This is a genomic window from Nostoc sp. DedVER02 (genome assembly GCF_034530675.2).
GTDB lineage: Bacteria > Cyanobacteriota > Cyanobacteriia > Cyanobacteriales > Nostocaceae > Nostoc.
Genome location: NZ_JAVRCP020000031.1, coordinates 1 through 26,089 on the forward strand (window position 1 = coordinate 1; position 26,089 = coordinate 26,089).

General features: G+C 39.6%; 21 protein-coding genes and 1 pseudogene. 15 read left to right on the forward strand and 7 right to left on the reverse strand.

Going from position 1 to position 26,089, the window contains the following annotated elements; genetic code table 11:
• Window positions 1–261: 261 nt before the first annotated feature.
• The 3 genes from RMZ41_RS24150 to RMZ41_RS24160 form a co-directional block, all read right to left on the reverse strand.
• Entirely contained in the window at window positions 262–456 is a 195-nt protein-coding gene (locus tag RMZ41_RS24150) for a hypothetical protein (RefSeq protein ID WP_322639578.1), read from the reverse strand.
• A gap of 43 nt (window positions 457–499) precedes the next feature.
• Window positions 500–718, reverse strand: a complete 219-nt coding sequence (locus tag RMZ41_RS24155; protein WP_322639579.1) for a hypothetical protein — start codon at window positions 716–718, stop codon at window positions 500–502.
• 78 nt (window positions 719–796) lie between these two features.
• The gene (locus tag RMZ41_RS24160) at window positions 797–6,466 is read right to left on the reverse strand and encodes an alpha-2-macroglobulin (RefSeq protein WP_322639632.1); all 5,670 of its coding nucleotides are present in this window, start codon (window positions 6,464–6,466) and stop codon (window positions 797–799) included.
• Window positions 6,467–7,004: 538 nt separating this feature from the next.
• Between RMZ41_RS24160 and pbpC the strand changes: the two genes are divergently transcribed.
• On the forward strand, window positions 7,005–9,398 hold the full coding sequence (gene pbpC, locus RMZ41_RS24165; protein ID WP_322639580.1) for a penicillin-binding protein 1C: 2,394 nt from the start codon (window positions 7,005–7,007) through the stop codon (window positions 9,396–9,398).
• Window positions 9,399–9,808: 410 nt separating this feature from the next.
• On the opposite strand, the gene RMZ41_RS24170 is transcribed toward pbpC, so the two are convergent.
• Complete coding sequence (locus RMZ41_RS24170; RefSeq protein ID WP_322639581.1) at window positions 9,809–11,413, reverse strand: sensor histidine kinase; 1,605 nt, start codon at window positions 11,411–11,413, stop codon at window positions 9,809–9,811.
• 295 nt (window positions 11,414–11,708) lie between these two features.
• Between RMZ41_RS24170 and RMZ41_RS24175 the strand changes: the two genes are divergently transcribed.
• The 12 genes and pseudogenes from RMZ41_RS24175 (at window position 11,709) to RMZ41_RS24230 (ending at window position 19,742) form a co-directional block, all read left to right on the forward strand.
• Complete coding sequence (locus tag RMZ41_RS24175; RefSeq protein ID WP_322639582.1) at window positions 11,709–11,912, forward strand: hypothetical protein; 204 nt, start codon at window positions 11,709–11,711, stop codon at window positions 11,910–11,912.
• On the forward strand, window positions 11,881–12,648 hold the full coding sequence (locus tag RMZ41_RS24180; protein ID WP_322639583.1) for a red chlorophyll catabolite reductase: 768 nt from the start codon (window positions 11,881–11,883) through the stop codon (window positions 12,646–12,648). Before RMZ41_RS24175 ends, RMZ41_RS24180 begins: the two co-directional genes overlap by 32 nt.
• A gap of 69 nt (window positions 12,649–12,717) precedes the next feature.
• Window positions 12,718–13,752 (forward strand): nitrilase-related carbon-nitrogen hydrolase, encoded by a 1,035-nt coding sequence (locus RMZ41_RS24185; protein ID WP_322639584.1) that lies wholly within the window; start codon window positions 12,718–12,720, stop codon window positions 13,750–13,752.
• Window positions 13,753–13,833: 81 nt separating this feature from the next.
• Window positions 13,834–15,252, forward strand: a complete 1,419-nt coding sequence (locus tag RMZ41_RS24190; protein ID WP_322639585.1) for an aldehyde dehydrogenase family protein — start codon at window positions 13,834–13,836, stop codon at window positions 15,250–15,252.
• Entirely contained in the window at window positions 15,249–15,590 is a 342-nt protein-coding gene (locus RMZ41_RS24195; protein WP_322734418.1) for a hypothetical protein, read from the forward strand. Before RMZ41_RS24190 ends, RMZ41_RS24195 begins: the two co-directional genes overlap by 4 nt.
• Window positions 15,580–15,765 carry a hypothetical protein gene (locus RMZ41_RS24200; RefSeq protein ID WP_322639587.1) on the forward strand — a complete coding sequence of 62 codons (186 nt, stop codon included), beginning with the start codon at window positions 15,580–15,582 and terminating at the stop codon, window positions 15,763–15,765. Before RMZ41_RS24195 ends, RMZ41_RS24200 begins: the two co-directional genes overlap by 11 nt.
• Entirely contained in the window at window positions 15,762–15,893 is a 132-nt protein-coding gene (locus RMZ41_RS24205) for a hypothetical protein (RefSeq protein WP_322734419.1), read from the forward strand. Before RMZ41_RS24200 ends, RMZ41_RS24205 begins: the two co-directional genes overlap by 4 nt.
• Before the next feature lie 91 nt (window positions 15,894–15,984).
• Window positions 15,985–16,134: pseudogene (locus tag RMZ41_RS24210) on the forward strand (3-phosphoshikimate 1-carboxyvinyltransferase); the annotation flags it as partial.
• 129 nt (window positions 16,135–16,263) lie between these two features.
• Window positions 16,264–16,710, forward strand: coding sequence for a DUF3598 family protein (locus RMZ41_RS24215; protein WP_322639588.1), 447 nt, complete (start codon window positions 16,264–16,266; stop codon window positions 16,708–16,710).
• A gap of 124 nt (window positions 16,711–16,834) precedes the next feature.
• On the forward strand, window positions 16,835–18,223 hold the full coding sequence (hisS, locus tag RMZ41_RS24220) for a histidine--tRNA ligase (RefSeq protein ID WP_322639589.1): 1,389 nt from the start codon (window positions 16,835–16,837) through the stop codon (window positions 18,221–18,223).
• A gap of 218 nt (window positions 18,224–18,441) precedes the next feature.
• A complete protein-coding gene (locus tag RMZ41_RS24225; RefSeq protein ID WP_322639590.1) occupies window positions 18,442–19,077 on the forward strand; it encodes a restriction endonuclease subunit R in 636 nt (211 codons plus the stop codon).
• Window positions 19,078–19,118: 41 nt separating this feature from the next.
• Window positions 19,119–19,742 (forward strand): Uma2 family endonuclease, encoded by a 624-nt coding sequence (locus RMZ41_RS24230; RefSeq protein ID WP_322639591.1) that lies wholly within the window; start codon window positions 19,119–19,121, stop codon window positions 19,740–19,742.
• Window positions 19,743–20,046: 304 nt separating this feature from the next.
• On the opposite strand, the gene RMZ41_RS24235 is transcribed toward RMZ41_RS24230, so the two are convergent.
• The 3 genes from RMZ41_RS24235 to RMZ41_RS24245 all read right to left on the reverse strand — a co-directional run bounded on the left by RMZ41_RS24235 (window position 20,047) and on the right by RMZ41_RS24245 (window position 22,686).
• Complete coding sequence (locus RMZ41_RS24235) at window positions 20,047–21,189, reverse strand: GUN4 domain-containing protein (RefSeq protein ID WP_322639592.1); 1,143 nt, start codon at window positions 21,187–21,189, stop codon at window positions 20,047–20,049.
• 79 nt (window positions 21,190–21,268) lie between these two features.
• Window positions 21,269–22,315 carry a glycerate kinase gene (locus tag RMZ41_RS24240; protein ID WP_322639593.1) on the reverse strand — a complete coding sequence of 349 codons (1,047 nt, stop codon included), beginning with the start codon at window positions 22,313–22,315 and terminating at the stop codon, window positions 21,269–21,271.
• A 38-nt stretch (window positions 22,316–22,353) separates the two neighbouring features.
• Window positions 22,354–22,686: a DUF565 domain-containing protein gene (locus RMZ41_RS24245; RefSeq protein WP_322639594.1), complete on the reverse strand. Its 333-nt coding sequence runs from the start codon at window positions 22,684–22,686 to the stop codon at window positions 22,354–22,356.
• 672 nt (window positions 22,687–23,358) lie between these two features.
• On the opposite strand from RMZ41_RS24245, the gene RMZ41_RS24250 reads away from it, so the two are divergent.
• Window positions 23,359–23,985, forward strand: coding sequence for a hypothetical protein (locus RMZ41_RS24250; RefSeq protein WP_322639595.1), 627 nt, complete (start codon window positions 23,359–23,361; stop codon window positions 23,983–23,985).
• A 205-nt stretch (window positions 23,986–24,190) separates the two neighbouring features.
• Window positions 24,191–26,080: a glycosyltransferase family 39 protein gene (locus RMZ41_RS24255; RefSeq protein WP_322639596.1), complete on the forward strand. Its 1,890-nt coding sequence runs from the start codon at window positions 24,191–24,193 to the stop codon at window positions 26,078–26,080.
• Window positions 26,081–26,089 lie beyond the last annotated feature (9 nt).

Below are 26,089 nucleotides of genomic sequence, written 5' to 3' on the forward strand. Positions count from 1 at the left end.
CGAACTCAGAGGTGAAACGCTGTTGCGGCAACGATAGTTTAGGGGTCGCCCTACGCAAAAATAGCTCGATGCCAGGTTCTATATTTCTAACTAAACTCGATAGCTATCATACATATTAGCTACCGAGTTTTGTTTGTTTCTTACAATAATCCATTAATCCATTTTACGCATTTTTGCTCCAACTACAACAGAAATGGCTGAGAAACTCATCTCAGTCGCACTAGACTTAGATAAATCCTCAACATTTAAGAAACTGGTTTGCTAGTTGCTGCTATTGTACCTCATAACAGCCGTAAATGCTGTATCCGCTTTACGTATACCTGGAACTTGCAACCGGACTTTATTTTGAAACGGAAGTTCACCTGTTTCTTCTTCGCTACCTAACCAATAATCAAATCCAGTGCCTTTACGCGATCGCTCAATCACTGTAAACTCAGTCAATTGTCTGATCAGCATAAAAGCAGTACCATAGGCTGCTTATTCTGTGGTAAACTCTTCATCATTCCAACAGCGCAGCATTTGCTGTGTAACAGGTTGCCAATAGAGTCTGAAGGTGGTAATGAAATTTCCATTTACTGCTAAATTCTACACCCTGCAAATGACCTTGTTCATCCAAACATACTGCACAAGCTTCTGCTAAAGCTGCTCCAAAAGATGGAGTTATAGCAGGTAGCCCTTCTCCTAATTTAGTTAATATTAATTCTTGGGATTTATCCAAGCTAAACAGAGTGAATCTTACCGTGATTAGCTTGATTGTACTTGATTACAGTGGAAGTCATGCGATCGCAGACAATGATTACTTCCCATCCTCCAATATCAATGTAGACTCAGCAGTACGCCCAAATTCTTCTGGTGCATATTGTAGATGAACTTCTGCACCAGGCCAAGAAAATGTCCCAGGAGTGACAGAACGGACTAAGTAATGCAAGCTGTAAACTCCTGGTTCCAAGTGGTCAGCGTAGGCGATAATGCGATCGCGGTAGATATTTCTAAAGCCAAGTTCCCAGTTATCGGCTTTTGCTTGTAATGCAGCCGTGGTAGTTTGAAAACTTGCATCCACCGCCTCAAAACCTGCTGGTAGCGGATCTTTAATTACTATATGATCCACGCTGCGATCGGTGATAATTTCTAAACCAATATCAAACACCTGTCCAGAAGCTAAAGTCAAGGGTTTATCGAAAGCGTAAATTCCCGTTTTTTGTAAAACTTTCTCTTCATTTACTTGACTAATTCCTCGCGTTATGCGTAACCCGTTAAATCTTCCTGGTTGATTTCCTTGCAAGCGATAATTATAAGCAACCAGATAGTGCAAAGTGCCATTACCTGCTTTTTGCAGCGTTAAATCATTACGCCCACGAGGTAATAGATTCATCGGCACAATTAGTTGTAAGCTAGGATTTTTGTAACCTTCAAAGCGATTTTCTCCTAACTTATTACCAGCTAATTGCACAGTGGCAACAAAGTTAGGTGGTGTGGGTTGCAATTGACTATAATCTACCAAAGCTGTTAAAGCTTGAGCATTATTATAATTAGTTTGCCATGTACCATCCCGTCGTAGTGCCAGAAGACTTTGGAATAACTTATCTATAACTTCTGGTTTACTTTGTTTGGTGATAAATAAGCGTAAAGCTTGCGCTTGCGTCGTTGTAGATGAACTCATCCATCCCCAACTGCTGGGGAAACTCACAACTGCTGTACGACCAGTTTCATATATACTTTGTTGGAGCTTGTTTACTAATTGTTGAGATTCATTTTGCCATTCTGGGAATTGAGAGAAGTATCGCGCTAGTTTAATTTGAGTTACTAAATCAAAGTTATTGCGCTGTTCATAAATATCTGTGAGGAAAGTATTGCGTTTATCTCCTAAATCTGATAAAGCGATTAAAGCGTTAAGTTGCAGTTGCCTTTTGCATAGTAGTTGTTTACAAAAGTCATATTCCCCAGGATTCGCCAGAACTTTTTGCAGATAAGTTTTGAGGCGAGACAGCATTCCAGAATCAACTAAATTCGGGAATACTTGACTTGCTTTTACCAAAGATTCACTTGCATAAGAAGAAATCCAAGGGTCGGATTTTTCTTGTCCGGGGAAAGCAGCAAAACCACCATCAGCTATTTGAAGCTTTTGTAATTGTTCGATTGCTAAATTAGCTTGTTGGCTAGGATTAAATTCTGCAAATGTTTGACCATATTTTTGGGCGATAGTTTGCAGATTAGCCGCAATCATTAATTGACTAGCCGCCGGTTCTGTGAATGGCAAATCATTATCTTCTAAAACCTGCTTTGCTGGTGCTTTAATTTCCGGTATCAAGCTACTCGCCAACTGAATATCTAAACCTCCCGCATCGGGGAAGGTATTTTTATCAACATTCAGGGGAATTTTTACCTGTTTCTCAGTTACACCAGATTCAACGACTTCTTCAGTAATTTCAACTGGCTTAATTTCCAAAGGAACTTCAAAAGCGTCTGCGGCTGTACCATTTAGTTGAGTGGTAAAGCGAACTTTACCAGCTCCCACACTATCTGCCACCATTGGAAAACGATAAGCGTGAGTTGCAGATTCAGCTTTGGTTTGCAAAGAATTCGCTGTGGGGTTTTTGTCAGCAAACTTCACATTACCGCTAAGTTCGCCATTAATTGAGAGGTTTCCTGTATTCCCGGTGTTGTTGGTAACGGATAAACCCGCGAGAATGCGATCGCCTGGACGAGCAAACTGTGGCAAGATGGCATTAGTTAGCAGTGGCTTTGTGGTGATAAACGTCGCGTCCTCATTCCCGAAACGCAGATTTCCATCAGTGGCCACAGCCATAATTCGCCATGTAGTTAAATCATCCGGCAATTTAAAAGTTATCTGTGCATTACCATTTGCATCGGTAAGGACAGAACCGTTGTAGTAAGCTAAGGCTTTAAAATCAGTGCGAGTGCGAGTATTTGCTGCACCAGTTGAGAAACCACCGCCATAACCCCAACCTTTGGGTTTAGCTACATCTTGCGGTTGTAATATGACATCTGGACGATTATCACTAAAGCGGGTAGATATTGTCTGTTCTGCATAAACTGTATCTACCAAATCTGGCGGACGATAACCAGAAAGTTGTAACACCGCTTCATTTACCACCATGACTGTAAACTGTCCTTTGGTGGGATTACCTTGATTATCCTTCAGTTCCAGTTGTACTGTTTCTTCTGCACCAGGTTCTAATGATGTTTGCACTGGCTTAACTTGCAGTTTTAAATACTTATCTTCTAAGTTAACTTTAAAAGGTGTAAAACCAATTTTCACCAAGTTATCTAAACTTCCTGCTTCCACTTGGCTTATGGGTTTACCTTGCCTGACTAAGATAGCTTCAATGGCTGCATTGGGTAACATTTCCGGCGTAACTTGAAACTGAATTTGTGGTGCGCTTCCTTGAACTTTGGTAACTTGCTGATAAAGGGGTTTGTCTTTAATCACAGCAAAGTATAATTCTGCATCTGGATAGGGAGATTGAATTAGTACTGTAGCGATTTCACCAGGTTTAAATTCTTGTTTATCTAATTTAACTTCTAAAACATCTTTTTCTCTTGAACCCCAAAATACTGGATTTTCTCCAGTTGCCCAAATTTGTAAATCTGTGGCGCTTAATTCGGATTTGGCATCGCTAAAATTAACTCTAATTCGATATGAACCAGATTCCGGTGCTGTTAAACTTACCGATTGGGGATTACTAGCAGATGTAATTTCTGCCTGTCCAACTGTTTTATATTCAACTTGATTTTTTGGCGTTCGGCTACCTTCAACTAATTGGGTAACGCTGCTGTATTTAATTTCTTGTAATTCCAGACGCACTCGTTGACCTGTTATCGCTTTTCCTGTAGGGTCAGTTACAATTACATCAATAGGAAAAGCCTTGCCAGCATCAGTAACAAAATTACTTTTTAACCCGATAAGACGATTACTTGGTAAAGCTGTAAAAGTTTTGGAATCCGCTACAGATAGATTAGAAACATCTGCAACTTGTACATCAACTTGATAAGTCATGGGATATGGTAAATCATTAGCCACACTCACAGTTTGACTACTTTTACCATTAGCATCTAGTTGGGTATTAGTTTGCAACACATCACTAGATATAGTAGGAGTTTCCTCTGGCCATAACCACTGCCGACCAAAAGTAAATTCGTCCCAACCTTTGGGAATAAAATTAGCCTGTTGGCGAGTAATAAAGTATTTTGCTTCTCCACCTTCTACGGGTGCGCCAAATAAATAATTACTTGTAGCATTAATATCAACTTTATCGTCAATGTAAGCAAATTCTTTATCTAGATTGAGTTCGACTTTAAAATTGGGTGGTTTAAACTCAGCTACCCGAAATTCACCAGAAAGTTCTTGTCCATTCTTCCCCTTAGCCTGGATTGTATGGTAGCCTAAGCGCTGAGTAGTTTTAATTGGCAATTCCAAAGAAAACGTACCAAATTCATTTGTAGTTTGCGTACCTAAGTTGGTCTTTTGTCCATCAGGATTTACCAAAGTTAATTGGTAAACAGCATTTTTATCTTGCTGGATTGTGCCATTTTGTAAGAAGCCAGCAAACCCAGTTAACCAAGCTTTTTCGCCTGGTTGATATAACTGTCTGTCTGAGAAAATTACGCCGCGTGATTCTGGCTTACTATCTTGCCAACCTGCATCAATACCGTAGCCATAAACGCCGCTATATTCTTCGGTTCTAGCGAATGCCCAATCTTGGTTTTCACGGGCAATTACTAATAATTGTGGTGATTTACTAGAACTTTCATTACCAGAATAACATTTCTGTAATCCTTCACCAATAATTCTAAAAATTCCATTTTCATCAGTTTTACCTGTTGCACAAGGAACAGGTTCGGGGCGAGATTTTGCTTGTAATTTTGATTGATAAATTTCAACAGCAGTCGCTTGAACTGGCGAACCATCTGTCAGATGATTGATGCGAATTAAGCCTGACTCAGGAAACCACTGAGTAAATACCCCCAAATTCGTCAATTCAACCATTCCATAAGTAGTAGGTTCTCGCCACAGTTCCTTACCATTCTCCTGATATTTATTAGTGCGGGCTTGGACTCCATAAGCTAACATTCCTGTAGCTGCACTTATTTTTTCCCGCAGAGGAACAGCAATATCAACTGATTCATTTTTCTTACCCGATACCTTAAAGCTTTGCCAATCAGAAGGTTGAGGTAATAAATCGCTACTATTGTTAAAATAAACTAAATCTGTCGGTTTAACTACTCGATAAGCTGCTTTGTATTTAGATTCTGGCAGATTTCCTGTAGTAATATTTAGCTGTAAATTTTTATCTGTAGGGAAAACATTTAAATCTGATGGTACCCAGATATCCCCGGCTAAATCTCCAGTATCATATTTCAGGGTGACAGGTTTACCCAAAGTCTGACCAAACTTATCTTTTAGATTTCCATCGATAGTAATTGTATAAGTTTTAGCAGGTTCTAGGGCATAAGGATTGATGCCGACAACTTTATCTTCATCATTTATTTGGATGATTCTAGAAATATCTTTTGGTGCTGGATTAATGGTAATACTTTCTTTAGCTGAATCTGGCAATAAGACGTTATTAAATTCTAACTGGGGACTACCTTTAATAAATCTTCCGAATGTTCCACCTGAATCTGGCTGTCCGTAAAAGTTAATTTTCTGAAATGCCAAAGGTGAATAAGTTACTAACTTACTGGCAAATTCTTTCTCAGTAGCGAGATTTCCATAAGCAGGGCGAATTCCGGGAGAAAAGACTAGGCGATAAGGGGTTGCTTTTTCTAGGTTTTGCTGAGGGGTAAGATTATAAATCCAATTGCGGGCTGAAGGGTCAAATTTTTCTAAAGGGTCTTCTTCATTTTTTACTGGTTTTTCTTCTTTGTTTAATTCGACTTTGAAGCCTACACCCTTGTTTTTGCCTTCAAGAATTAACTGTAAATGTTCTTGTACAGAAGCTAAATTTAATTCCACGTTGGAAGTAAACTGTAGCTTTTGCTGTAAATCAATTGGTTCGATATCAGCCTTTTCGATGGGATTGACACCAGGTAAATTAGTTAGGCTGATAGATTCAGTGTTGAAAGTCCAAGGTAAATCTTTGTCTAGGCGATGATTTTTTAAATCGGCTAAACCTGTTTTGAGAGTAACTTGAAATCTTGTCGCTATTGGCAATGCTTTCTCAGCTTGAAACCCCACCATGCGCGGTGTCAAAAAGCGAAATTGACCGGGTAAAGGCGGCCAAAGGGCAAATTTATCTAATATTTTCTGTTGTTCTGGATTGTCGAGACTTTCAACTGGAATTAAAGCTTCTTTAAAACGGATGCGGATTTGGTTGAGAGGTTTTGCATCGCCGATGGGACTTATTTGTTCAATCCAGTCTGGTAGTTTTGGTGGTGTGAGTGGGGATACTGCTGGGAGTTGTTCTTTGCTTGAGTTTATACCAAAAAAATTACAGCCTGTCATGGCTAGCGTGAACGTAAAGAGAAGAATAAACTGTATTTTTCTCTTGCGATTTGAGGAATGGCTAATTTGTTTTAAGGTAGACGCTTCTCTATGAGACGCTACGCGAACGGCTTGCCGCAGGCTACCGCCAAGTACGCCAAGGAAGAAATAGAGAATTTTATGGTAGAAACTGCGTAAAAATTTGATAATCATATTTTTTAGTAATTCAAAATAAAAAATTCACAAATTATAGAAAGCAAAAATTTGCATTCCCTTATTAAGTGGGTGATGCCAAGATTAATAAAGGGTGCAAGATGATTATTTTTTACCTAGATTTTGGATTTAACTATGTTTATTTACATAGATAACCAATTCTATATGATTGTTCCTAAAAATCACTACAATTCTTAACTATAAATAAGTATTTAAATTCTGCAAATTTTAATTGACATCTGCTAAGTGATTTCAAATAAATTATTAAGGATTTGACATATTTACTGATGTAGATGTAATCACTGCGTCAAAATTAAGGTAAGTTTTCTTGGGCAGGGATTCCCTGATGAAACTAATTTTACGATCGCTACTCCAAATTAAGCACAGTAGCAAATTTATCCTAGCTGTGCTGGTAATCTGCTTGATTATACGCTTATTACCTTATTTTGCGCCCATTCGGGCCGCAGATATTGCCCAAAATCAACTGGCAATGCAATTTAGCGATCGCAATGGTTTACCATTAGGAACATTGCTCACTCGTGACCAAGAACATACATCAGTCGTCCCGCTAAATCAGGTTTCGCCCCAGTTTATCCATGCTATTTTAGCCGCCGAAGATGGCAGCTTTTACCATCACGGGGCGTTGGATATGAAAGCTATTATCCGCGCCAGCAAAGAAGCTATCCACGCGAAACGAATTGTTTCCGGTGCTTCCACTATTACTATGCAATTAGCGCGGATGTTAGATCCAGTGCCCCGCAGTTTTTCTGGTAAACTGAGTGAAATTTGGCTATCCTGGCGGTTAGCAGCAGGGATGAATAAAGATGAAATTCTCTCTGCATATATCAATCGGCTACCGATGGGCGGGAATATATATGGTGTGGAAGCAGCCGCGCAGACTTATTTTTCTATACCAGCTAGTGAGTTAAATCTTGCCCAAGCTAGTTTGTTGGCCGCTATCCCGAATAATCCCACATATTTTAACCCTTATGAACATTGGGAACGGTTGAAGCAGAGACAAAAATACGTCCTTAATCGTATGGTAGAGGAAAAGTATATTAATGGTGCGATGCCTACGGCGGCAAGCTACGCAGCCCGAACACACACCGAAAAAGTTGTGTTTCAGTCTCGCCCACGGGGAATTATCGCCGCACCACACTTTTTATTTTGGTTAGCCAATCAAATACCCCTCGAAAAACAGGGCTTAATCCCCCCCTTATTAAGGGGGGTTAGGGGGGATCAATCCGTGATTCGCACCACTATAAATCGCCCTTTACAGCAGTTTGTCGAAGCACAGGTACAACAGGTGATTTCCTCACTCGCCGCCAACAATGTCTACGATGCAGCTGCGTTGGTAATTGACAACCACACTGGTGAAGTTTTGGCTTATGTTGGTTCACCTGATTACTTTAATGAAGTCAAGCTAGGACGCAATGATGGAGTACAGGCGCTACGTCAACCAGGTTCTACCCTCAAGCCTTTTGTCTATGAATTAGCTTTAGAAAAAGGTTTAATTCGCCCAAATACCATTTTGGCAGATGTCCCCGCCCGTTATGCAATTCCTGGTGCGAGACTTTATAGCCCAACCGATTACACCGAACGCTTTCTTGGCCCTGTGCGGGTGCGAATCGCTTTAGCAAATTCGTTGAATGTACCCGCAGTGAGGGTTTTAGAAAAAGTAGGTGTAGAAACTTTCTTAGAACGATTGCATCAACTGGGGTTTGAAAACCTTAATCAAACCCCAGAACATTACGGTTTAGGCTTAACTCTCGGTAGTGGCGAAGTCAGTTTATGGGAATTAGCCCGTGCCTATTTGACCATAGCACGACAAGGAGAGGCTATTCCTTTAGTAAGCACATTTTCCGATTCTTCAATCCAAAATTCAAGTTGCGTTGAAAGCACATCAAATGTGCGATGTAATATCCAAAATTCAACGACGATATGGCAATTAATTACTAACATCCTCAGTGATAATCATGCTCGTGCAACAGCCTTTGGTGTAAACTCTGTGCTAAATTTACCCTTTCCTGTTGCGGTTAAAACTGGCACTTCTTCCAATTTTCGTGATACTTGGACAGTTGGCTTCACCACAGATTACACCGTCGCTACTTGGGTAGGCAATTTCAACGGCGAACCGATGCGACAAGTCTCAGGTGTTACCGGCGCTGCACCCTTGTGGAATCGAATTATGTTACATCTGCACGAACATCAAGAACCAGCAGCTTTTCCACCTCCAGAAGGTTTAGTGCAATTACCTATTTGTGCAATTTCGGGATTACGACCAACACCAGATTGTACCTCAGTGGTGCAGGAATATTTCTATCCAGAAGATAAAATTGCCTACGAAGGTGATAATAAATTTAACTTACCACCAGAGTATAACGAGTGGTTAGCAAAACAACAGCAATCGAGTCTTGTTTCTACCAATTTGAGAATTTTATCTCCCCATCATGGCGATTTATTCTTACTGTATCCAGGTGAAGATGCAAAGCAAAAACTCGAATTTAAACTAGCGGGAAATAAATCTGCATCTGTTGAATGGTGGCTAAATGGGGAAAAGTTAGATACAAACTCAGCTAATTCTATATTTTGGAATTTGCGTCCTGGTAAGTGGACTTTAGAAGCAAGAAGTGGCGAAATGACCGATAAGGTAAGTTTTCAGGTGGAATTAGCTAAGATTAAACCTACTCGTCGAGGATTTTCTATTAGTAATTCTCAGGCAAAGGGGAATCACCCATAATTAAATAGCAAGGGAATACATTGCTAGATGGTATTTATTAAAAAAGGCAGGGATTACCTGCCTAGTTCCGTTAAACAGTTTGATGAGTAAACTATTGCAGATTATATTGACAAAGCCATTGCAAGATTATGTCAAAGGTGTGACTAAAAATAATATATCTGTTCCGACAGCAATGTAAGTTCAGCCACAAGCTTAGACTTGTTGATTTTCCAGAACTATAAGAGGCGGATACATATTGTTCGGTTAAACGTAAGAATTCAGGAGTCAGAATTCAGAATTCAGAATAGTTAAAGAATCAGGAGAACATTTGATGACTAAATATACTAATCATTCTAGATTCCTGATAAATTCTGGCTCCTGACTCCTGGGTGCTGAATCCTTACGGTTAAACTACACAATCATATATTTGCTTACCACGTCTGCTTGATAGGAATTTCAATGATAAACTCTGTACCCTTCCCAAGTGCAGAAATACATTTTATTTTTCCATGATGCTTATTTACTATAATCTGGTAACTAATGGATAATCCTAAACCAGTACCTTTACCTACAGGTTTAGTAGTAAAAAAAGGGTCAAATAATCTAGTCTTAACTTCCTCTGGTATTCCAATTCCATTGTCTTTAATACTAATAATTATAAAACTTTCATTTTTAACTTGAGTATGGATAATAATAGAATTAATGTGTTTTTTAAAATCTCTTGCTAAATACTCTTCCTCGCGTTCAGATAAAGCATCAATAGCGTTACTTAAGATGTTCATAAATACCTGATTTAATCCTCCTGCATAACATTCAACAAGAGGCAATTTACCATAATTTTTGATAATTTTGATTTCTTGCTGTTTATGATTTTGTTTGAGACGATGCTGTAACATTAATAGCGTGCTATTAATTCCTTCATGAATATCAACAGGTTTCATTTCTGCTTCATCAAGACGTGAGAAGTTCCGCAAAGTTAGCACAATCTCACAAATTCGCTCAGTGCCAACTGTCATTGAGGATAAAGTTTTCGGTATATCATCAATAATAAACTCTAAATCGATCTCATCAATCAGAGTAGTTATTTCTGGGTTGTAATTCAAATTTTCTTGTTGATACAGGCTAATTAAAGTTAGTAATTGCTGACTATATTCTTTAAGATGTATCAAATTACCATGAATAAAATTAACTGGATTATTGATTTCATGAGCAACACCAGCAACTAACTGACCTAATGATGACATTTTTTCAGTTTGAATAAGTTGTACTTGAGTGTGTTGCAATTCTTGCAGTGTTTGTTTTAGTTGAATATTTTTATGTTCTAATTTTGCCGTTCTTTCTGCCACTTGCCTTTCAAGTCTAGAATTTGTTTCTTCTAAAGCGGTTTGAGCAATTTTTTTATCTTTTAAGTATTGCTGTAATAAATGCAATACTAAAAGCCATGCCGGAATCAACAGTGCTAAACTTAGAATAGATTCTAAAACTGCCCAAAATATTCTTTGGTAATATTCATCAATTTTCTGCTGTAACTGAAGTGAAATATTACGGTTTCTTTTCGCAACACCATCAGCATAAATGCGCTTCTGAGTTTCATATTCGCGGCTGGAAAGTAATTGTTGTGCTGTCTCCTTTTGATTTTTATTAACTAAATCAAAAGATTGATATTCCATTGCAACCAAACGCTGATTAGCAGCATCAATTTTTTGGGCATCCTCATTTTTATATGCTTTAGGAGCCAGTTTAATAGATTCTTTAATAGCTATGTCGAGTTTAGGCTCAAATTGGCGATATCGTTGTTCCCAAATAGAGTTACCTGTAGCTGCATTCATTCGGGCTGACATTGTTAAGACTTCATCAAGATAAGTAATTTCATCACTCAATGTTTGGAGCTTAAATTCATGTTTGATAATACTATTAAAGTTATAATATGCTTGCCAGTTGAGCAAAATTTGAGGGATAAATAACAGCAAGGTTAGCAGTACTGTTACAGTTACTAGTTGAGAAGAAACAAATCTCAATTTATAATTTAGGCGCATTTTATACTATTTTCTAAATAAATTATAGTTGTGTAACACTTTTTAAATATGATTTAACCCATGTCACTACTAAATAAATACATTGATGTCCGGATATTTATATTCTCATATATTAATATAAAAGTAAATAATATTTGCCAAAGGTAAGTCTTGATAGGCTGACAAGGTGATGTATTGATAAAATTATAAAAGCAATTTTCGGTTATTCATATACACTCAACTCTAATAAATATGCTCTTGAAAAAATTATTAGAACTAAATCTATTTAAAAGTATTCATCTAAATTCAAAGCCAAATGAGGAATCATCAGCTGATACAGGTTGCTGCAATAGCTTTACGACCGTTTGATGGGCTGTTTACCACAGTCTTGAATTCGATGAATGGGTTGCTCGATATGGACAACGAGCTAGATGCCGAAAGGTGTCAAACTAAATATAAAGTTTATATCAAAGCCGCAAACTCAAACTATGACTCAGAAACAAAGCTATCTAGACAATAAGGCTGTATTTGATCGGTTGTGGGGAATTACAAAGGAACTCTACCAAAAACTAGAGGATCGTTTTCAGTTATATCCAGATCCTTCTGTAGAAGATTTACAGCAATACAGCAGTCTCGATCGCAACATGAAGGGTTCGCTCACCGCTTTTTCGGGGGAAGAAATTGATTGGTTAGTTCATTCGTGGCTAGGAAACCCCGAAAAATCAAACTTTACCACCATGCGTCTCACCACTTGGTTGAAGTCGCATATCCAAGTTCCTCATTTAGCTTTTGAGCTTGGCACGCTACCAAATATTTTCTTTTATATAGATTACATCCCCCGAACTGAGCTTTTAACCGATTTGGCATATCTCGATCGCTATTATGAACCTGTTAACCAAACATTCTTAAAGTTACAAGAAGATTCCCGCTTAAAGGCATTTACTAGTAAAAGCACCTATATTCGCCTATTTCAATCGCCTGCTAGCTTGTGCTACACCAGCACACCCACCTTGGAAACCCTCGAACTGATTCGCACACTTGCACATGAAACCCTCGATCGCTGGCTAACCTGGGTAGATACAGCTGAACCAGTACCAGATGATGCACGCGAAGCTTTGGCGGCTCGTGATTTGGCGCTCCGCCGTGTTAGTGCTGAACGCGATCCAGGTAATAAATTTGCCGCACAAATATTTGGATCGGAATTGACAGATAAACTTGTACGATCGCTCTGGGGTGGCGATCGAATTAGTCATTAGTCATTAGTCATTAGTCATTTGTCATTAGGTTCTTCTCTTTGTACCCCAATTCCCAATTCCCAATTCCCAATGCCCACTAATCTAGAATCATTCCGCGCTTTGGCACTGCAAGTTACCTGTCATGCAGTTAACCAAACAAGCGATCGCCACGAAGCGCGATCACTTATGCAAAACTCTATCAACCGTCTAGCTCAACAAGTTGCTGCTAGTATCGCTTTCATTGGCTTTGATTGTCGTTTAATTGTACTACCAGAATATTTCCTCACTGGTTTTCCGATGGGAGATTCTCTCTCTGGTTGGGCAGAAAAAGCATGTATAGAAATGGCTGGTGCTGAGTATGAGGCACTTGGTAAAATTGCCCAAAAGCACAAAATCTTCCTAGCTGGGAACGCCTACGAAATTGATCTCAACTTTCCCGGATTGTACTTCCAAACCTGCTTTATTCTTGACCCCTCCGGCTCAATCGTCTTGCGGTATCGACGGCTGAATTCCTTATTTGCCCCCACCCCCCATGATGTTTGGGATGAATATCTTGATTGCTATGGTTTAGAGGGAGTTTTCCCCGTAGCCAAAACGGAGATCGGTAATTTAGCAGCTTTAGCATCAGAAGAGATTTTGTATCCAGAAGTGGCGCGGTGTCTGGCGATGCGAGGAGCAGAGATTTTTGTTCATTCCACCTCGGAAGTATACAACAAAAACCTCACCCCCAAAGACGCGGCAAAAATCACTCGCGCTGTCGAAAACATGGCTTATGTAGTTTCATCTAATACCGCAGGTATCGCTAATATTGCCATTCCCATAGCTTCGGCTGATGGTGGCTCTAAAATTATTGACCATCGCGGAATCGTTTTAGCTGAAACAGGTGCAGGCGAGAGCATGGCAGCATTCGCCGAGATTGATTTAGGAGCATTACGCCGCGATCGCCGCAGACCAGGGTTACAGAATTTACTTTCCCGCCAACGCTTTGAACTATACGCTGAAAGTTATTATCAATCACACTTTTATCCAGCTAATACTATGCTGGAGGGAGAAATAGACCGCAAACACTTCCTCCAAACCCAGCAAGCCACCATTGAGCGGTTAGCAAAATTGGGGATAATTTGAATTTGGGAATTGAGAATGGGGCATTGGGGGATAAAGAGAGTAACCCATACCCAATAACAAATGACAAATGACAAATGACAAATGACAAAACCAATAGAAGTCCGTAATCCCCGAACTGGCAAATTTGACTACGTAATTGTCCCGCCGCCCCCAAGGTTGCTGGCACAACAGTGTAAGCGATCGCGCAGGGCACAAGTTAGCTGGCAAAAACTGGGTTTAGAAGGAAGAATTGAAGCTTTACAGCAGTGGAAGGAAGCGATAGTATCAGGGCGCGATCGCTTAACGGAAGCTTTAGTAAATGATACGGGAAGATTATCAACCTCAGTATTAGAAATAGATTCCTTTCTCTCTAGCATCGATCGCTGGTGTAGATTAGCACCGGAATTGCTGCAAGACTCTGCAAAAAACACAGCAATTCCATTTATCGCTTTGCAACAAACATCTGTTCCTTACCCCCTAGTGGGGATAATTAGCCCGTGGAATTTTCCACTGCTGCTGTCAACCATTGATACCATTCCGGCATTGCTGGCGGGTTGTGCTGTTATTGTCAAACCCAGTGAAATTGCTCCTCGCTTCGTCGCACCAATGACAACAGCAATCAATGCCGTTCCCAAATTGCGCGATGTCTTAACTTTTGTTGAAGGAGCAGGTGCAACCGGATCTCTTTTGATTGACAATGTAGACTTAGTATGCTTTACAGGCAGTGTAGCCACAGGGCGAAAAGTGGCAGAAGCGGCTGCTAAACGGTTTATTCCAGCTTTTTTGGAATTAGGAGGAAAAGATCCTGCGATCGTTTTAGAATCAGCCAATTTAGAATTAGCAATATCAGCAATCTTGTGGGGTTCCGTCGTCAATACTGGACAGTCGTGCTTGTCAATTGAGCGAATTTATGTTGCTGAATCCATATTTGAAAAGTTTTACCATCAATTAGTAACCAAAGCACATCGCCTTGAGCTAGCCTACCCCAGCGTTGAAAGTGGAGAAATTGGCCCTATTATCGCCGAAAGACAAGCAGCTATTATTAGCGATCATTTATTAGATGCAGTAGAAAAGGGAGCAGTAATTCACTGCGGCGGTGTAATTGAAGATTTAGGTGGGGGTTGGTGGTGTCGCCCGACAGTTCTCACCCAGGTTAATCATTCGATGAAAGTGATGACCGAAGAGACTTTCGGCCCTATTATGCCGGTAATGCCTTTTTCTACAGTTGAGCAAGCGGTATCTTTAGCAAACGATTCGATTTATGGATTGAGTGCTGCTGTCTTTGCCTCGGAACCTGAAGCCTTAGAAATTGCCCCGCAGATAGATGCAGGTGCTATTAGTATCAACGATGCTGCACTCACCGCTATCATGCACGAGGGAGAGAAAAACGCCTTTAAATTTTCCGGTATGGGAGGCTCACGCATGGGTGCAGCCGCGCTGAAACGGTTTATGCGAAAAAAAGCTATTTTAATTAAAACTAACGATACTAATGACCCTTGGTGGTTTGGGAATGGGGAGTGACCAATGCCATCATCACTATGCAACTCATTAGCGTAATCAATGGCGTAGGCGTAGCCCGTCGTAGACATCGCTTCTGCCATAGTTTCGTCTACGATAACCAAAGCACCTGGAAGAATTTTGATAGTTTTGGTTCAGAACACAAGTCCATTCGTTCAGAACACAAGTCCATTCGTTCAGAACACAAGTCCATTCGTTCAGAACACAAGTCCATTCGTTCAGAACACGAGTCCATTCGTTCAGAACACAAGTCCATTCGTTCAGAACACGAGTTCATTCGTTCAGAACACGAGTCTTTGAGACACCTTAGAAAGATAAGTTTAGTCAAAGATGTGCATTGATGTCACGCAAACTAGTGTAATTGGTTATCTGACAGCCAGATCGACCAAAAACCTGATTATTGCTGCCAATATCGAAACAACACGGGACTGGTGGGACTTTCGTCGAAACAACTTCACTCTTTACACTTCGGAGGCTGTTTTAGACGAAGTAGCTAAGGGAGATACAGCGAAGTGATCGCCACTCAACGACTGGAAATTTTGCAAGACTTCCCTTTGTTGGCATTGAATCAAGCCGTACAAAGTTTAGCTATTCAATTCTTGACCCAGAGTAATCTGCATCCGAAAGCAAAGGTAGTGCAATGATTAAAGCCGTCTTTGACAACCTTCCCCACTCCCCACTCATAATATGCGAACATAATTAAGTTGTAGCTGACTACCTGCACAGAGGTTAAAAGTGGATACCATTGCAATCCCTGTTCTGAATCGCCCAGTAAATGCCACGGTAGAGATTCCTGGTTCTAAAAGTATTAGCGATCGGGCATTACTCGTTGCGGATTTAGCGTCAGGTGACTCGATTTTAGAAAATGCCTTATTTAGTGAAGACTGGCATTTACTGTCACTGGCTTAAAGGTTCCAGGCATTGTAATAAAAGACCCTGGTTGTACAGCGAAAACTTTTCCTGATTACTTTACTCGATTTTTCCAAATTTTAGAACAATAAAAGGTGAATTGCTATGTCAAATATTCGAGAAGATATGCCGGTGCTTGTCCGTCATGAAGGAGATTGGATAGGAACTTATACAGTAATTGATACAACCGGAAAAATCCTTGACAGTTATGAGTCTCACTTAACTTGTCAATTTCCAGAAAATGGCCCTCATCCCTATTATCAAATTAATCGCTACAAATGGTCTGATGGGAAACAAGAAGAGTATGAATTCCCAGGAAGCTATAAAGATAATAAGCTGTGGTTTGATACCGATCGCATAGATGGAAAAGCTTGGGAAGCCGATGATTCAATTGTGATTTTGCAGTTTACTTATAAAACAAACCCAGAAATGAGTTTATACGAAATGATCTACATTAGCCCTGACAATAACAATCGTGCCCGCACTTGGCATTGGTTTAAGAACAATCAAATCTTTCAGCGCACCTTAATTCAAGAAGAACGGCTAAGATAGTAATTTCTGTTCTCAAACACAATCATTCATTATTCTCAGTCCGCGCAGGCGGACTTTGTTTGTGTAGCCACGACTTCCAAACGTTAGACTTCCATCTCAAATTTCAACTTAGTAAGGTACACGCATGGCAAAAGGTGACAAAATAAACTTTTCTACTCCTAGCGGTTTCCCAGAATTTCTGCCTAATGAAAAGCGTCTAGAATTATATTTACTAGATATCATCCGTAAAGTTTTTGAAAGCTATGGATTTACGCCCATTGAAACACCTGCTGTAGAACGTTTAGAAGTGCTGCAAGCTAAAGGTAATCAAGGTGATAATATCATTTATGGTATTGACCCCATCCTGCCCCCAAATCGACAAGCTGAGAGAGATAAATCGGGCGAAACTGGTTCGGAAGCAAGAGCTTTAAAATTCGATCAAACAGTTCCTTTAGCAGCTTATATTGCGCGTCACCTGAATGAGTTAACCTTTCCCTTTGCTCGCTATCAAACTGATATGGTTTTTCGAGGAGAACGGGCAAAAGATGGGCGTTTTCGTCAATTTCGCCAGTGTGATATTGATGTAGTTGCTCGTCGTGAACTCAGCTTACTCTATGATGCTCAGATGCCTGCAATTATCACTGAGATATTTGAAGCAATAAATATTGGTGATTTTTTGATTCGCATCAATAACCGGAAAGTTCTTACAGGTTTTTTTAAATCAGTAGGAATTACCGAAGACAAAATTAAATCGTGTATTAGTATTGTTGATAATTTAGAAAAAATTGGGGAAACTAAAGTCAAACAAGAATTAGAAAAAGAGGGAGTTTCAGGAGAACAGACTCAAAAAATTATTGATTTTATTAAAATAGATGGTTCCGTTGATGAAGTATTAGATAAGCTTAAGCATCTTGCCCAAAATTTACCAGAAGCCGAGCAATTAAACTTGGGAATTAGCGAACTAGAAACGGTAATTGCAGGTGTGCGTAATCTCGGAGTTGCTGAAAATCGCTTCTGTATTGATTTATCCATTGCCCGTGGGCTTGATTACTATACTGGTACAGTTTACGAAACAACCTTGTTAGGACATGAAGCTTTAGGTAGTATTTGTTCTGGCGGAAGATATGAAGAATTAGTCGGAGTGTTTTTGGGTGAAAAAATGCCTGGTGTCGGCATTTCTATCGGCTTAACTCGCTTAATTAGTCGTTTATTAAAAGCTGGCATTCTTAGTACCTTAGCTGCGACACCAGCCCAGGTGATGGTAGTGAATATGCAAGAAGATTTAATGCCAACTTATTTAAAAGTTTCCCAACATCTGCGTCAGGCTGGAATTAATGTCATCACTAACTTTGATAAGCGCCCCTTGGGTAAACAATTTCAGCTAGCAGATAAACAAGGAATTCAATTTTGTGTAATTATTGGTTCTGAGGAAGCAGCAGCACAAAAATCTTCGTTGAAAGATTTGAAAACAGGTGAGCAAGTAGAAGTGCTACTAGTAGATTTGGCTGAGGAAGTTAAAAAAAGACTTGACTAATAGACTTCTAAAATCTCTTTTTCTCTCTGCGCCCTCTGCGTCTCTGTGGTTCAAAAGCTTTTTATTTAACCACAGAGGCACAGAGAACACAGAGTTAAGAAGTTAATTTGATTAACTGACAAATCTTTCTTATTGCAGCTTAACAAACTCAAGTAGGGGGTAAAATAGATTTTATATAGATATTTTGATTAGGTTGTACCTTAATCAAGCAAAAATATATGACAATTCTTAATGCTCGGAATTTATCTTTAGAAGAAGTCCATCGTCTGTTTGGCTTTCAAGAACAATACAGTGACTCATTTTCTAACTACTTATCTCTAGAACCTCTTCTCGAAGCCGAACAACAAGAACTTCTGCAAATTAGAAATGACTTTCGGCGCTACCTTACAGCAGGCAAAGTTTCTGAAGGTCAGGTAAAGTTTCTTGCAGTTGCACCTTTATTAAGATTAGCTGGTTTTTATCGCTATCCTATCGAGATTGTTTTGGAGGAAAATATTGCTGATATTGAAGTTGAAGATGAAGATATTATAATTAAAGGAAGATTTGATATTTTAGCTATTAGTAAAGCTAAATATACAAAACTTCAAAGATATTTTTGGGTACTTTTAATCGAATCTAAAAATAGTCAAATTGATATTTCAACAGGTTTACCTCAGCTACTCACATACTCTTATAAAAATTTAGATAATCAAAAATCAGTTTGGGGATTAACAACTAATGGTAGAAGTTATCAGTTTGTCTATATTGAACAAGGAAATCCGCCGATTTATTATCTGTTACCAGAATTAAATTTAATGGAAAAAGAGCGTTCAAGTCAGTTGCTACAAGCTTTAAAAGCAATTTGTCAGCTTTAAAAGCAATTATTAAGGCAATATACAAGCCAAGGCAATAATTTATGACTCAAGCCATACCCAAACTAGTAAGCTTTGAAGATTTTACAGCGTGGCGGCCCGAAGGTGGAAGATACGAATTATATGATGGCGTGATTGTTGAAATGCCCCAACCAACTGGTGATCATGAGGATGTTGTTGGTTTTATAGCTAGAAAACTAACAGTAGAATTTGACCGATTAAATTTACCTTATACAATCCCTAAAACTGCGTTGATAAAACCTTCTAATTCGGTATCTGCTTATTCCCCAGATGTGTTGATATTAAATCGTCTTAATTTAGTGAATGAACCGTTATGGAAAAAAGAATCAACTGTATCTTATGCGGCATCAATTCCCTTGGTAGTTGAGGTAGTTAGTACTAATTGGGATGATGACTACTACACAAAACAAGGTAAGTATGAGGGTATTGGAATTCCTGAATACTGGGTTGTAGATTATCTAGGTTTAGGCGCTAAGAAGTTCACTGGCAATCCCAAACAACCTACTATGTCTATTTATCAATTAATCGATGGTGAATACCAAGTTACTCAATTTAGAGGTGCGGATGCCATCATCTCGCCTACTTTCCCAGAATTGAATTTAACCGCCGAACAGATTTTTCAAGCTGGAGGTTTCCCAAGTAGTTAAAATTATCGAGAGAGCTTCTTACAACTTGTCTAATTACGAATTATGAATTACGAATTACGAATTAATATGAGACTACCTTGGATGAATGGGAAGCAAGTAACCATGAAATAGAAAAAGTAGCGAATAAATTTATCTTTGCTAATTGCTATGACATTCAAAAAGCTAGCATTATACTACAAGCCCAACAAGAAGACGTTTTTTTGCTACAGTGCCAGGTAACGGAAACGTAGAAACCGCAATACTTCGTGCGAAACGACTTGTTTGTGAATCTTTACAATTTGCTGTAAGCCTTATATGTTAGACTTTACAAAGTCTCCAGGCGAGAGAAGAGAAGAGTTGGAATGTTGTCCATCCAGTCCATCCGCACAAAGTCATTCGATAAATTATGCCACGCCATTGCCCTAGCCGGTAAATGTCCTTGCAGAGAGTTTTTTGTGAAGGTCATGTCTGAGTATCCCAGCCACTTTTTATTAAAAAACATTCCTTTTCGCCATCCGACGCGATCGCCAAACTTTTCGTAGTCTTTTCCAACACTTTCCCAAATGCGCTTTTGCACACTAAACCCAAAGTGCCCATCACTGTATTTTACCCACAGTTGGTCAATGGTGCGTAAGTCAGCATAAAGAAAGTTTTTAATAGATTTAGAATCTACCCAGCCTTCTTTTTCTCTGCCAGTGGCTTTGAGCATAACAGCCAGAGTTTCTTGATCCGCTTCTTTCCAATTCCCTGCTTTAAGTAAATCGCGCAACCGCCTATAGTCTATGCCTTTCTCAGAGAGGAGATCGTTATCAGTAGATTGCTGTTGTAGTTGCAACTTGTTGGCTTTTTCTTGTTCTTGTTGTCTTTGTAACCTATTTGCTTCTTCTTGTTCTTGTTGTTCGTGTAGCCGCGGCCTTTCTTGTTGCTGTTGTAGCTTCCTGGTTTCCTCTTCTTGTTCCCGTAGTTGTAGCCTTTCTGCTTCCTGTTTTTGCCTTAGTTCCTCTCTTACCTTCTTTAGGTTCTCAGCAACCGCCCGAATTCCTCTAGCTACATCTGTGAAAGCTTCATCTTGATTGTGCCAATTCCTTGAAACCACAGGTTCAGCATTCTTAGGCAAAGCTTGAAGTTTTGCAAATGGTGCGCCACTCCAATCAACGCTTCGCAGAATAACCGGGATAACACAAGCCTCTCCAACTTCGTGACGTTCTATTGCCTTCTTAACTTCGACATCCCAGCAATATTTAGAAAAAAGAAAATCTGAACTGATGAGCAACAGAATGATGTCGGCAGTGTTTAGATTATCGTTAATTTGGTAATCCCACTCCTCTCCAGGTAGTATCTTACGATCGCACCAACTTGAAATCACACCTTGCCATTCTAATATAGTCAGGTGTTTAGCTAGTTCATCTCGCAGAGCTTCATCTTTGTGAGAGTAAGAAAAGAAAAGCTTTAACGATACCTCTGGCATTTTTGGTCTAAGGAGTAGGATAAATCACGCTTTAAAGAAATTATAGTGCTTTTAGCTGATTTGCTTGAGAACTAACGCCCTAAGTGCGATCGCAATAAACTTCACCAAAGCTATGATCGGCATGGATCTCAATCACCAAATCGACCACTGTTGCATCTTTTACCAACGGCTTGATAAATAATTCCGGGTGAAGCGATCGCCAAAAATAATTGACAAATTGCTCTATCTCTGCATTGCTCATCCCCGATTTTCCCGCAGCAATCATCTGCTGTTCCGCCTGTTTGCGCCACTCCAAAGAACAGCGATAATCGGTTGGATATAGCAAAATTAAGCTGTCTAATCGATCCCACAATGGTAAATAATCGTGGAGGCGACAATTCATATCGCGGGCAAATGCTCTATGCTCGTCTGTGATAATTGGCGGCGGCGCAGTATCAAATACATCTGCGTTAATTGGTCGCACACCCACAAACCAACCTTCAAATAATACAATATCTACACCTGTTACAATCTCTGGAGTGGTGCGATCGCCAGCGCCTCTGTATGCAGATTTATCAAAACGGGGAACCAAAACTGAACTTTGCGACTGACGGATCTGATCTAGTACATCTAAGCCTAAATCTACATCGTGGGTTCCTGGTGGCCCGCGCCAAATCAAGCGGGGATCTTGTTGTGTTAAAACCAAGCGATCGCTGTAAGTTTTATATAAGTCATCCAAAGATAAACTTAGAGTCTGGTATCCCAACTGATTCAAAATCAAGCTGAGAACTTTAGACATTGTAGTTTTTCCAGTGCCTTGTCCTCCTAATATTCCTTGAATTAGAGGGCGTTCCAACTGTTGGCGCTGCGATGCTAGTTTGATCCCCAAAGGCAGCCACAAGTCCCACAATACTTGTAACATTTCCTTGGGTTCGATTTGGAGCGTAGTTTGACAGAATTGACTGAAAGCTGGGAAGACAGATTTTAGTAACTGCGATCGCTTTTCTATTACTTCATCTACATTTTTCAACGTGATCCCAAAAGCTTTAGCTCTCGACTTATCTAACAGCGCTGCTTCTTTTGCTTGCTGCTGCCAAGTTTCCCCCAACCCATCCTTTACTAAAATTTCACCCAACCACCAACTCATAATTTACCTCTCCCTGCCCCCTGCTCCCCTGCATCTTCTCACGATCCCAGCTTAAAGGCTTCGAGAAACAGGCTGTAGGTGAAACCAACTTTGAGGAGATTTAGTGAGTCTACTAAGAGCGATCGCTTGGCGAAAAAACTTTTACTGTAAAATATCCTACTAGTAATTTCCGTTAATACTACTAAAAAACCAGCTACTACAATATCTAATTCTGCCCGTTGACCGGCTGTAGTAGAAGCTGCGTTTCCTAGAAAAAAACCAAACAAAAAACTAATGATCAGCAACGATAATCGCCGCCAAGGATTTAAAAACCATTGACTAAACCGTGTAACAATGGCATCCAACAAGTTATTGAGACGAGTATTTTGCATCACATAGACTTCTCAGGAAAAGTCAAGATATCTTCAAATATCTCTATATTCAAATAGGATATTTGGTTTTAGTCTAAGCTTATTTGTTAATATTATAGATATATACTGGATATAAGTAAGTGGGTCAAATTAAATATAAAACCTCACGCTGCCTGCGGCTTCCCTCTCCTTACTAAGGAGAAGGAGTGAGGGTGAGATTTGCTCTTATATTTAATTAAGCCTACCTAGTTACAGTATTAATTCAAATTTGCATAAGCTATCATCTTTTAGAAAGTCTCTTAAAAGGGTACTTATTATAAGATGAGATGAAATATACATCTTAGATTTATCTAAGGTTTGGCAAAGAAAGCCTTGTTGAAGCCGTTAGCGGTTTCAGGAAACTCTTATTTTTTTATCCAAATGAAAAGGCTTGGCTAGGTATCTGATTTTCTTGTTTTCATCCAAGCCTACGGTCAATACACAAAGCAAAGGGTATCTATACCCATTGTTGAGCAAGGATCAAAGGAATTATTTCTTCCAAATATTTTCTCCTCAAAATGATATCTATAATACATTTTTGTACCTAATTTTAGAAAAATCTATATTAGGATACTTTCTCTGATTAGCTTTTGTGATAATAGGCTACTATTTGGTCAAGCCTAGAAAAAATATTTATTTCTAATAACTATCAATATGAAATCTTCAGTATATCGTAACGTCGGTATTACGGTTTCTTGCTTGGGACTGCTTGTTACGCTGGTGGGATGTTTTGGAGTAAGTGTATCTTTTGAATCCACAAACCCAGATACATCTTCACAAGTGCCAACAGAAACTCAAGAGTGGGAGACAGCTTCATCAATACCTGTTTCACCGGAAAAAGATATTTCCGCTAATCTATCTACTCAAAGCAATCAAGTAGAACATAGTAGTATAAAAGAAAATACTTATCCTGTGTTGGCAGAGCGGGATAAATCAGCAAGCAAAGCCAAGAATGAAGGGACTTTGCGGATGAGCAATCAAACGAATCAGCCTGTGCGGTTGGCTCTACTAGCGCGACAGTCGGTAGCAAAAGGCTCTGGTACTAAAAAGACTCACTATGATGTACCAGCACATTGGGATTTTGCGCCCCAAGAAGGTAGTGAGAAGGGGCTGACTTTATCTCTACCTCAAAATAATTTAAAGCTGGAGAAGGGAGATATTTTGGTTGCTTTTGCACAAGATGGTTCCCGTCGTTATTGGGGCCCCTACGTTGTCGGTGAAACTCAATTACCTAAATGGAATTCTCAAAGCAAGGAATGGCAACTAGTGCTGAGTCCATAGATTAGTAATGCTGAGTACGGAAGCTATTTTTGCAGGGTGGGCATTGTTTACCATTGTCTCAAACTTTTATTTTGAGATTGTAGGCAGTGCCTACCCTAGTGTTGATAGAGTACTGAAGTAGAGGAAAATTGTTGAGTTAAAAACTCCGAAGAACAAAAGATAGATAACCAACGACTATTGAGTAGTGATTGTTGACTATTGACTAATGAGCATGAAATTGAGTGTTAAGCACACTGTCGATCAGTGGTTCAACGAAATAGCAAAGAATCCAGCCCTAAGTTTAACTGTGTCGATTTTGTGGTTGATGGTGGTTGGCTGGATAGCTTTTGGGTGGAATTTGGGCAACATTGGCTTGATTGATGAGACAGAACCTTTGTTTGCCGAAGCTTCCCGCCAGATGTTCGTTACAGGTGATTGGATAACCCCATTTTTCAATGGTGACACTCGTTTCGATAAACCTGCTTTAATTTACTGGTGTCAAGCGATCGCATATCATCTGATTGGCGTGAATGAGTGGGCAGTACGCTTACCTTCAGCGATCGCAGCATTTGGCTTAATTTGTTTAGGTTTTTACACCGTCCAGTGGTATTTTGCCAAACAAGACGAATTAGAGCAAGTTTCACGTCCTACTCGCCGCTATTTAACATCTTTTATCGCAGCAGCGCTGATGGCACTCAATGGCGAAACTATTATTTGGGCCAGAACAGGTGTCTCTGATATGTTGCTCACTGGATGTATGGCATCAGCTTTGTTATGTTTCTTTCTAGGATATGCAGGGAAGGAAGGAAGCAGGGGAGCAGGGGAGCAGGGGGAAATAACCAATTCCCAATTCCCAATTCCCAATTCCCAATTCCCAAATAAATGGTACTTAGCTTGTTATGTGCTAATTGCAGGCGCGATTTTGACTAAAGGCCCAGTGGGAATTGTCTTACCAGGACTAATTATTTTCGCCTTTTTGCTTTATGTAGGAAGGTTTAGAGAGGTATTGCGGGAAATGCGCCTCTTCATGGGTATACTGATAATTTTAGGTTTATCAGTACCCTGGTACGCCTTAGTAATTTGGCGTAATGGCTGGAATTATATTAATGCCTTTTTTGGTTATCACAACCTGGAACGCTTTACAGAGGTAGTTAATGGTCATTCAGCACCTTGGTATTTTTACTTTGTAATTGTGCTGCTGGGTTTTGCACCTTACTCAGTGTATTTACCAGTGTCTATAGTAAAATTAAAATTTTGGCAGCGATCGCACTGGCGATCCCTTGAACGTTTTCAGCAATTTGGTTTATTCGCCTGGTTCTGGTTTGCTAGCATTTTTGCCTTTTTCAGTGTCGCTGTCACCAAACTTCCTAGTTACGTATTGCCTTTAATGCCAGCAGCAGCCATCTTAGTAACGCTGTTATGGAGCGATTTTTTTCAGGATAGACAAGACAGACAACCAATTCCTGTTTCCTCGTCTCCCGCTTTTCTGCGAATCAGTGGTTGGTTGAATGTAGCTTTTTTATCAGTCTTGTCAACAGCACTGTTTAATATAACCCATATATTAGGTACTGATCCAGCCATAAGTAACTTCCACGAACTAATTCAAAAATCTGGTTTACCAGTAATCGCCGGCTTAATATGGCTTGTTTGTGCCGTTTTAGTTGCGGGTTTCTTACTAAGTCGCCGATGGAACTACATTATTGGGATTAATTTAATCGGGTTTGTGGCGTTTATAATTTTTGTATTAACGCCTGCTTCGTTTTTTATTGATCGAGAACGTCAATTACCTTTAAGAGAATTATCTGCGATCGTCCTAGAAGCAAAACAACCAAATGAAGAATTGATCATGCTTGGCTTCAAAAAGCCTAGTGTGGTATTTTACAGCCAAATTCACGTAAATTATTTAAGATTTCCCAAAGAGGCTATAGAGCATATTCAAAATCAAGCAGCAAAGGGATTAAAACCTGCCTCACTGTTGTTACTGGCTGAACAGAAAAAGTTTTTACAAATGGACTTACAGCCAGATGATTACAAGAATTTATCTACCAAGGGTGCTTATAACCTAGTTCGAGTTCCTTTTAAGAAAAAGAAAAGCGAAAAAATAGATATATCGTAATTTATCATT